Origin of the sequence: Candidatus Enterococcus wittei, from assembly GCF_002140175.1 — a bacterium.
Lineage (GTDB): Bacteria > Bacillota > Bacilli > Lactobacillales > Enterococcaceae > Enterococcus_B > Enterococcus_B wittei.
Map to the genome: position 1 here is coordinate 310,279 of NZ_NGMO01000002.1, position 10,151 is coordinate 320,429.

A 10,151-nucleotide genomic window follows, 5' to 3' on the forward strand; every position below is an offset into this window, starting at 1 on the left:
AAAAAACACTTGAAAAAGTTGCTTGTTTTTATGAATATTTTCTGTAATTTTATTGACATTTCAATGTTGTGGGCGTACTATAACAACTTGTTTACTATAAATTTTGACACCAATATTTCGCAGAGAAAAGGTGTGTAAAGGAGTATAAAAATTGGACTACTTAAAAAGGTTATTGGTAGGGAAACCGTTAAAATCTGCTGAAAATGATGAACATAAATTAACACGTTTTGCAGCCTTAGCGCTCTTATCTTCTGATGCATTGTCTTCGATTGCTTATGGAACGGAACAGATCGTCGTAGTATTGGTAGCATTATCTGCTGCTGCGATTTGGTATTCATTACCGATCGCTGCATTTGTTATTATTTTATTGATTTCTTTAACGCTATCTTATCGTCAGATCATCCATGCTTATCCTCATGGGGGAGGGGCTTATGTCGTTAGTAGCGAAAACCTTGGTAAAAATGCTGGTTTGATTTCGGGAGGTTCCTTACTGATCGATTATATGCTGACAGTGGCTGTTTCGGTTTCAGCTGGTGCCGAAGCGATTACTTCAGCGGTACCTGCACTATTTGGGCATCAAGTCGCTATTTCGGTAACGATCGTTGTTTTACTGATGATGTTGAATTTACGAGGATTAAGAGAATCTGCTTCCTTCTTATTATTTCCAGTCTATACGTTCATTTTGATCATTTCATTATTGATTGTTGTAGGTTTGTTAAATATCGTGACAGGAGCCGTTCCGCTGCAAGCAACAGCTCTTCCAGGGGCAGTCGTTCCAGGTGTCTCGATTGCCTTGATCTTGCGAGCTTTTTCTTCAGGGTCTTCCTCTTTGACAGGAGTGGAAGCCATCAGTAATGCCGTACCATTTTTTAAGAAACCTCGTGCAAAAAATGCCGCAGCAACCTTAACGATGATGGCGTTGATTTTGGGATTCTTCTTTGTTGGGATCACATTTATCAATTATTGGTATGGAATTGTTCCAGAAAAAGAAGTAACCGTGCTTTCTCAAATCGGTCAAGCTGTTTTCGGACACGGGATCTTATACTATATCCTTCAATTTGCAACAGCATTGATTTTAGCCGTAGCCGCTAATACAGGCTTTTCTGCTTTTCCAGTTTTAGCTTATAACTTGGCAAAAGATAAGTTCATGCCTCACATGTATCTTGATCGTGGGGACCGTTTAGGTTATTCAAATGGGATCATCACCTTAGCTTTAGGATCGATTGCTTTACTGTTCATTTTCAATGGTTCTACGGAACGTTTGATTCCATTGTACTCGATTGGGGTATTTATTCCTTTTGCCTTATCGCAAACTGGAATGGTGATAAAATGGAAAAAAGAAAGTAAGAAATGGTTGACTAAATCTCTAGCTAACATTACAGGAGCGTTCATTTCCTATGCGATTATAGCTATTTTATTCGTATATCGTTTGGGCGATATCTGGCCATTTTTTATTATCATGCCGATCGTGATGTTTGTCTTTTATAAAATCCATGATCATTACAAAAAAGTAGCTGAACAACTTCGTTTAGAAGATGAAGCAAAATTACATGAGTTTGATGGAAACACAGTTATTGTGTTAGTTGGTAATGTGACTCGTGTAAATATCGGAGCATTGAATTATGCTCGCTCAATTGGAGACTATGTGGTAGCGATGCATGTATCATTAGATGAAGATGTCAAAAAGGAAAAAGAGATCGAAGCAGAATTTAAGAAACATTTCCCAGATGTTCGTTTTTCGATTGTTCATTCTTCTTATCGGTCGATTGAAAACCCGATTATTCGTTATGTGGATCTAGTCAGCAAAAATTCCACAAAACAAAACTATACAACCACAGTATTGATACCGCAATTTGTGCCGAATCGCAGATGGCAAAATATCTTGCATAATCAAACGAGTCTAAGACTACGTTTGCGACTGTCTTGGCGTGAAAATATCGTAGTAAGTACCTATAGTTATCATCTGAAGAAATAAAGAAAAGACACACTTATAAATATCTCCTTATTACCCGGCCGTGAAGTGATTGAATGTTATTTCACGGTCGGTTTTTAGTTGATTTATGTAACACCATGAGGGGAAGATATTTTTAAAGTGGCATATGAAATACTCATTGAAAAAATAATTACACCAATTCTTTCTCTGTTTTTATGTATGTTATTATTGAAAATCCATATTCTATTCGAGCGTGGGACAAAAATAAAGAACAATTTTGTCTCATGCTCTAAACACGTATAAGCCGCTTCTATCCCAGTCTCGTGTTCTAGAAGCCGTATTTCGACAATAAAAACATCAATCAAATGTCTTTTTCATGACCTTGATGAACGGTATTTCTCCAGATGATTGATGGTAATAAGGAAAGAGCGTGGAGCAAAAGGTTTATTTCCTTTTGTTACACACTCTAAATACGTATAAACGGCGCAAACAGAAGCAACCCTTTCGGAAATAAGTTGAAATTCACAAAAATTTGAAAAATATATTCCGTGAATTCCTTCTTATTTCTCGGGGTTAAACACTTCAGTTTCAGCCTTTTTTTGTCTTATTATTCAGATCATTTGCTACTAACGTAACATCTAATGATTAATTGCTGGGTCTAGTTTTCGTTCCAATATTCCTAGTAACCAGTCTGTAATGATGGCCATGAAGGCTGTAGGAAGTGCGCCTGCTAAGATAATAGATGTTCCATCTGTTGCATTGGTCCCGCGAATGATGATATCTCCTAAGCCACCTGCACCTACAAAAGCACCGATAGCAGTAATCCCGATTGCAACGACTAAGGCGTTTCTGATTCCTGCCATGATTACCGCTACAGAAAGAGGTAATTCTACCATAAACAAGCGCTGGGTGGCAGTCATTCCCATTCCTTTACCTACGTCAAGGATATTTTTATCGACTTGGATCATGCCTGTATAGGTGTTTTTTATAATAGGGAGTAAAGAATATAAAAAGACGGTCACGATCACGACATTCACACCTAGTCCTAGACCGATCATCAGGATCGAAATCATGGCAAGGGAAGGAACAGTTTGGATGATGTTCGCCAAACGAATCACCCAGTTTGCTAATTTTCGCTTTCTTGAGATCATGATCCCAATGGGAATCCCTACGATAGCTGCAAAAAGTACGCCATAAATCGAGATCAAGAAATGACGAAGAAACTGAGAGAATACATAAAAGCCATTTTCTTGGAAATAATAGATAAACTGTTGAAACCAATTCATGTTTTCCATAGTGATCACTTCCCTTCAAAATAAAGATTTTCTTTTAAGAAACGTTCAGCGACTACGGAAGGTTCGATCAAATTATTATCTGCTTCGTAGTTCAATTGCTGCATTTTTTCTGTACTGATCGTATTACCTAACTTCTGTAATGCTTCCGCTAGACCAGGAGTGTTTTTTAGGAGTTTGTTATCAACGACAGGGGCAGCGTCATAAGGAGGGAAGAAGCTCCTATCATCTTCTAACATCACCAGATCATAACTGGCGATCCGTCCATCTGTCGAATAACCTAATACGATATCCATTTTTCCAGCTTCCACCGCATCATAAACAAGTCCGATCTGCATGGGAAGGATCGATTCAAAAGAAAACCCATACGTTTCTTGGAAGCCTGTATAACCGTCTCCTTTACGGTTGATCCAAGAAGTATCCACACCAGCAACTAATTGATCAGCGACATTTTTTAGGTCACTGACTTTAGAAAGGTTGTATTTTTCAGCTGTGTCTTTTCGGACAAGAAAGACATAGGTATTTTCAAAACCATAGGAAGGAAACCATGTTTGATTGTATCGTTTTTCAAATTCATCTTTGACAATGTCAAATGCTTTTTTTGGATCTTTTTCAGGGGGGAGATTTAATGTAGTCGTTAAATCAGTCCCAGTATAACGTGCGGCAGAAATCGATGCATCACCATTCATCATTGCTTGATGATTGATCGTCGTGGTTGCAAGGTTGTTGATGATTGCTGTATTTTTTTCTGTGTAATGTTCCACCATTCCGGCTACTAGACTCGCCAATATTTGGGATTCAGATGTAATACCACCAGTAATCGAGATCGTATCTTCATCGGTATTGCTTGCTAAACCAGGAAACGAACAGCTGGTAAGAAAAATGACCGAACATATAAGGATAATACTATTCATCAGGCGTTTCATTCGTCATTTCCCTCCTTTAAAGCTACTGGAGTTAATCGATCTTCTAAGATACCTAATAGAAAATCTGCTAATAATGCTAAAATTGTCACAGGAACGGTTCCTGCAATGATCAAGTCTGGTTGATAATTATTTAAACCACTAAAAATCAAATCCCCAAGGCCTCCAGCTCCGATATAAGAGGCAAGTGTCGCCCAAGCAATGACATATACTGCTGCTAAGCGGATCCCAGCCATAATTGTCGGCATAGCAATGGGAAATTCTACTAAAAAGATCGACTGTAGGTTGGTCATACCCATCCCTTTTGCGACATCACGATAATTCCAATCTACGTTTTTCATACCAATATAAGTATTTCGTAAAATTGGTAATAAGGAATAAATAAATAAAGCAATGATTGCGGGGGTTTTTCCCACACCGAAAAGAGGGATCATTAACGCTAATAAGGCGAGAGAAGGTACCGTTTGTAAAGCGCTAGTAAGGCCGATAATCATTGCGGCGATTTTAGGAAAACGTGTCAATAGTATGCCTAAAGGTACCGCTATAGTTATTCCTAGAACTAATGCAATGGCGGAAATGTAAAGATGCTCAAGGCTTTTTGCCAGTATCTCCGATCCATGTTGCTGTAAAAATTCGGACATCTGTTAGACCTCCTTTGCTTCTTCAGGCATATTGGATCCTGTTGCTTCAGAAGGAGTGTGTTCTTCTCCCCAGATTACATCATAAACGATATCGACAAGTGAAGCTCTCGTTAAGATTCCAACAACTTTATTTTCTTCATCCACAACTGGTACATATTTCAATCCGCGTTTTAAAATTCGTTGCAAAGTATCACGTAAATAAGCAGATTGTTTCACGTAAAAGACTTCTTTATTCAAGATATCCCCCACACTGGAAACTTTCCCCCGCTTTTGATCTAAAGTTTCGACATCGATAAATCCTTTTAATGTATTGGAGTTATCGGTCACCAATAAGGTATCTACACGTTTTTCTCGCATCAATTTGATTGCTTCTTGTAGAGACTTTTCTGGTGTGATGGTGATGGCTTGATTCAACATCACTTCACCAACTCTAGTCGTGTTTGGTTTCGCTTGAAGTAAGCGATCTTCTCCAATCAATTCTTCTACGAATTCATTAGCTGGATGATGGAGGATATTTTGAGGTGTATCATATTGGATCACTTTTCCGTCGCTCATAATGGCAATGCGACTGGCCAATTTGATTGCTTCATCCATATCATGGGTTACAAAGACGATGGTTTTGCCTAAGCGTTCTTGAAGGTCTTTCACTAGGTCTTGAAGAGAGTCCCTCGTAATCGGATCTAAAGCACCAAAAGGTTCATCCATCAGAATGATGTCTTGATTTGCTGCTAAAGCACGGACAACACCGATCCTTTGTTGCTGACCACCAGATAATTCATGAGGGTAACGATCAAGCATTTCGCGAGGAAGCTCTACGAGATCGATCATTTTTTCTGCGGTTTTATTTCGTTCCTCTTGGCTGACTTTCAAAAGTCTTTGAACAAGGGTGATGTTTTCACGAATCGTCATGTGAGGCATCAATCCAATACTTTGGATGACATAACCAATTTTTCGGCGTAATTCCACGGGATTTATTTCTTGGACTGATTTTCCATCAATTAGGATCTGTCCACTCGTAGGGTCGGTCATCCGATTGATCATTCGCATCATTGTGGTCTTCCCGCTACCACTTGTACCGATAAAACAGATAAATTCTCCTTTTTCAAAGGAAAGACTGACATCTTCGACCGCTATTTTTCCTCCTTTATAAATCTTTGAAACATTCTGAAATTCGATCATATTGCACCTCTTCTTTTTCATTTTCACTATAACTAGTATGCCTAAAATAACGTGAGAATACAAATTTTGTGACTGTTATCACTATGTTAAAGTTGGTTTGACAAGCGATTTTGTACTAATTTATATATATTGAGTTATCTACATAACATCGTAATGCTTCTAATAATTCCCGCTTTTGCCAATATATTGTCAGAAATGGTACTATAGGAGGGAAAGATAGAAAGTGAGTGACGATATGTTAACAACAGAAGATTTCGATTTTGAATTACCGGAAGAATTAATTGCTCAAACACCATTAAAAGATCGTGACCATTCTCGATTGCTCGTAGTCAATCGAGAAACAGGAGAAATGTCTGATAAACATTTTCATGATATTCTAGAAGAATTAAACCCGGGGGATGCCTTGGTTATGAATAATACGCGGGTATTGCCAGCACGCCTATATGGTGAAAAAGTAGAAACAGGCGCCCACTTGGAAGTTTTGCTATTAACAAATACAGAAGGGGATACATGGGAAACGCTGATCAAACCAGCTAAGCGTGCAAAAGTTGGAACGGAAATTACTTTTGGTGATGGACGATTAAAAGCCACTGTTAAAGAAGAATTAGATCATGGTGGGCGGATCATCGAATTTACTTATGAAGGGATTTTCTTAGAAAATCTTGAATCATTAGGGGAAATGCCATTGCCTCCTTACATTAAGGAACGTTTAGAAGATCCAGAACGTTACCAAACAGTCTATGCAAAAGAAAACGGTTCTGCAGCGGCTCCGACAGCTGGATTGCACTTTACGACTGAACTCCTAGACGAAATCAAAGCAAAAGGCGTAGAGCTTGTTTATTTGACCTTACATGTAGGTTTGGGTACATTTCGTCCAGTGAGTGTAGATAAAATCGAAGAACATCAAATGCACAGTGAATTCTATCGTTTGACAGAAGAAGCCGCTGACCGCTTGAACCAAGTTCGGAAAAATGGAGGGAAAATCGTTGCGGTAGGTACGACATCGATTCGTACACTGGAAACGATCGGAACAAAATTTGATGGAGAGATCAAAGCTGATAGTGGTTGGACTGATATTTTCATTACGCCAGGCTATCAATTCAAAATAGTAGAAGCTTTTTCTACAAATTTCCACTTACCAAAATCCACATTAGTCATGCTTGTCAGTGCATTTGCTGGAAGGGAATTAACACTAGCTGCTTACCAACATGCCATTGAAGAACGTTACCGTTTCTTTAGTTTCGGTGATGCGATGTTTGTGAAGTAAATAGGTGACGATGATCAGTTTTTTTTACTGTTTAGGATTCAAAGCAACCAGTAGTTTAAAAAGTGAGTTTAAGTAAATGGGTAATAGGTAGGACGATAAATCTTATTTCTCTAAACTAAGTCATGTACTTGATTTTAGAGAAATAAGATTTTTTTTGTGGCTTATTTGATGAAGTATAAGAATCTATTTCTTGTAGAGGAGTAGGATGAAGCAACAAAAAAACCCGACTCTCGACCAGTCGGGCTTGTACGTTTCGGAAGGAATCAAATAAATAGAATGAGTGTAACTTTCCATTAGTCATGCAAAGTACGATGTTGAATTTCTTCTTGATAAACAAAAAATCTTGTTTTCGTTACAACTTCAATAGTTGAACTATCTCTTTTCCCTATTCAATTTTCAGATGTTCATGTTGCTTTATTTTTTACGTATCAGACTACTTCTTGTTTTGATCGTATCAAACAGTCATACGCATTCACTATTTATATTCAGGTACTTTACATGTTCTCTAAGGTGAAACCTGTACTTCTAACAACTTTGTTTGCCTATTCTATTCTATCGAGAAATTCTTCTATTTATTTGATGGTATCCTCCTTCCTTACAACTATATAATAGCATATTTTGGTAGCGTTTGCAATAGGGAAATCTAACATTTTTTTTGTTGTGTTTCTTCATATATATATAGTTTATTTAGTTGAATTAATTAAAAAGAAGATGTTATACTAAAATAAGTACCTTATTTTTGTGTACTAATTTAAAGGAGGTATAGGATGGACGAATACAAGAAAACAGTGGAAGAAGTACAAGAAGAAACAGATACAATGATTGATAAAGGTCTGACGACCAAAGAAGCAGAGGAACGAAGTAAAAAACAAGGAAAGAATCAATTCGATGAAGCCCCCAAAGAATCACTCTTCAAAAAATTTATGCGTAGCCTTTCTGATTTTACAACGATTATTTTATTAGTTGCCGCAGTGATTTCTTTTTACACTGCATTTGCCACAGAACATGGAGATCTATTTGAAGGTCTATTGATCATCGCGATCGTTATCATCAATTCAGTGTTAGCCATTGTTCAAGAAGGAAATGCAGAAAAAGCACTGGAATCGCTTCAGGATATGAATAAACAAACGGCAACCGTGATCCGAGATGGTAAAGTAGAAAAAGTAGACGCGGAGAATTTAGTTGTTGGCGATGTGCTAGTGTTAGAATCGGGTTCAGCCATTACGGCAGATGCTCGTTTAGTAGAGACATCACAATTACGCGTAGAGGAATCTGCTTTAACCGGTGAAAGTGAGGCTGTCGAAAAAGACGCAGGCTACATAAGTCAAGAAGATGACTCTCTCGGTGACCAATTAAATATGGTCTTTAAAGGTTGTACGGTTGCTGCAGGTCGTGGAAAAGCGATTGTTACAGCAATCGGTATGCAAACGGAAATGGGTAAAATTGCTGGATTGTTAAATGATCATACCATGCAGAAAACACCATTGCAGGTTCGCTTGAACCAGTTAGGGAAGCGAATCAGTATCATAGCATTAGTAGCAGCTGGTTTAGTGTTTCTGATCGGTGAGCTTCAAGGGGAACCATTACTTGAAATGTTCATGACATCGATTTCACTAGCAGTAGCGGCAGTGCCTGAAACATTGACAGTTATCGTGACACTCACATTGGCTTACGGTGTTCAAAAGATGGCGAAAAAACATGCCATCATTCGACAACTCCCAGCTGTAGAAACACTTGGAACAGCTAATGTTATTTGTTCGGATAAAACAGGGACATTGACACAAAACAGAATGAGAGTCCGTCGTGTTTGGAGCAAAGAAGATGAGGTCACAGATATTGAAGATTCGATGACGAATAGTGCCATGGAAATCTTGAAGATGGCAGCTCTGTGTACGGATGTAACTGTGGAGAAAGAAGCCGATGAACTGATTGTCAAAGGAAATCCCACAGAAGCAGCAATCGTTCGTGCAGTCGAAGAAAATTATCATACAAAAGCAGAATTAGAAGAAAAATATCCGAGAATCGATGAGATCCCTTTCGATTCAGATCGTAAAATGATGACGACTGTCCATAAAATGGGAGATCAATATATTTCCATTACAAAAGGAGCATTTGATGTTTTAGCACCAAAATTTACTTCTGGAGATATTGAACAAGCTACAGTCGTTAATGATCGCTTCGGTAAGCGGGCATTACGTGTCATTGCTGTAGGTTATGCCACTTATGATGAAAAGCCCCAAGAGATCACTTCAGAGGCTTTAGAAAAAGATCTACGTTTGATTGGCTTAATCGGGATGATCGATCCGCCTCGTCCTGAAAGTAAGGGAGCAATCAAACGGGCGAAAAAGGCTGGGATAAAGACTGTAATGATCACTGGAGATCATGTAGTGACGGCTAGTGCAATTGCCAAAGAATTAGGGATCTTAACCAACAGTTCTGAAGCACTTTCGGGATCAGAACTACAAGCATTATCAGATGAAGAATTAGATGCTAAGGTCAAAGACCTTTCTGTATATGCTCGAGTGACACCTGAAGACAAAATCAGGATCGTTAAATCATGGCAACGTACAGGAGCGGTTGTAGCGATGACTGGTGATGGTGTCAATGATGCTCCTGCATTGAAAGCTAGTGATGTAGGTTGTGCCATGGGGATTGCTGGTACAGACGTTGCGCAGAGTGCATCAGATATGATTTTAACTGATGATAACTTTGCAACGATCGTTGATGCAGTGAGTCAAGGGCGATCCGTTTATCAAAATATTCGAAAAGCCATCAATTTCTTGTTGAGTTGTAACATCTCAGAGATTTTTATTGTTTTGCTTGCGATGTTGTTAGGTTGGGGAGCGCCTTTCACAGCTGTTCAGCTATTGTTTGTAAATGTGGTAGCAGATGGCTTGCCTGGTTTTGCTTTAGGTC

The 10,151-nt window shown here is 38.6% G+C and carries 7 protein-coding genes; 3 read left to right on the plus strand and 4 right to left on the minus strand.

Annotated features, from left to right (window positions below):
• Window positions 1–151 precede the first annotated feature (151 nt).
• Window positions 152–1,975 (plus strand): potassium transporter KimA, encoded by a 1,824-nt coding sequence (gene kimA / locus A5844_RS05725; RefSeq protein WP_086284308.1) that lies wholly within the window; start codon window positions 152–154, stop codon window positions 1,973–1,975.
• 596 nt (window positions 1,976–2,571) lie between these two features.
• On the opposite strand, the gene A5844_RS05730 is transcribed toward kimA, so the two are convergent.
• The 4 genes from A5844_RS05730 to A5844_RS05745 are packed head-to-tail and all read right to left on the minus strand — an operon-like array spanning window position 2,572 to window position 5,968.
• A complete protein-coding gene (locus A5844_RS05730; protein ID WP_373419209.1) occupies window positions 2,572–3,228 on the minus strand; it encodes an ABC transporter permease in 657 nt (218 codons plus the stop codon).
• A gap of 5 nt (window positions 3,229–3,233) precedes the next feature.
• Window positions 3,234–4,151: an osmoprotectant ABC transporter substrate-binding protein gene (locus A5844_RS05735; RefSeq protein WP_086284310.1), complete on the minus strand. Its 918-nt coding sequence runs from the start codon at window positions 4,149–4,151 to the stop codon at window positions 3,234–3,236.
• Window positions 4,148–4,789, minus strand: coding sequence for an ABC transporter permease (locus tag A5844_RS05740; RefSeq protein ID WP_086284311.1), 642 nt, complete (start codon window positions 4,787–4,789; stop codon window positions 4,148–4,150). The genes A5844_RS05735 and A5844_RS05740 overlap by 4 nt, the downstream gene beginning before the upstream one ends.
• 3 nt (window positions 4,790–4,792) lie before the next feature.
• Window positions 4,793–5,968, minus strand: coding sequence for a betaine/proline/choline family ABC transporter ATP-binding protein (locus A5844_RS05745; protein ID WP_086284312.1), 1,176 nt, complete (start codon window positions 5,966–5,968; stop codon window positions 4,793–4,795).
• A gap of 235 nt (window positions 5,969–6,203) precedes the next feature.
• Between A5844_RS05745 and queA the strand changes: the two genes are divergently transcribed.
• Window positions 6,204–7,235 carry a tRNA preQ1(34) S-adenosylmethionine ribosyltransferase-isomerase QueA gene (gene queA / locus A5844_RS05750; RefSeq protein ID WP_086284675.1) on the plus strand — a complete coding sequence of 344 codons (1,032 nt, stop codon included), beginning with the start codon at window positions 6,204–6,206 and terminating at the stop codon, window positions 7,233–7,235.
• A gap of 767 nt (window positions 7,236–8,002) precedes the next feature.
• On the plus strand, window positions 8,003–10,151 hold a 2,149-nt coding region (locus A5844_RS05755; protein ID WP_086284313.1), incomplete at its 3' end, for an HAD-IC family P-type ATPase.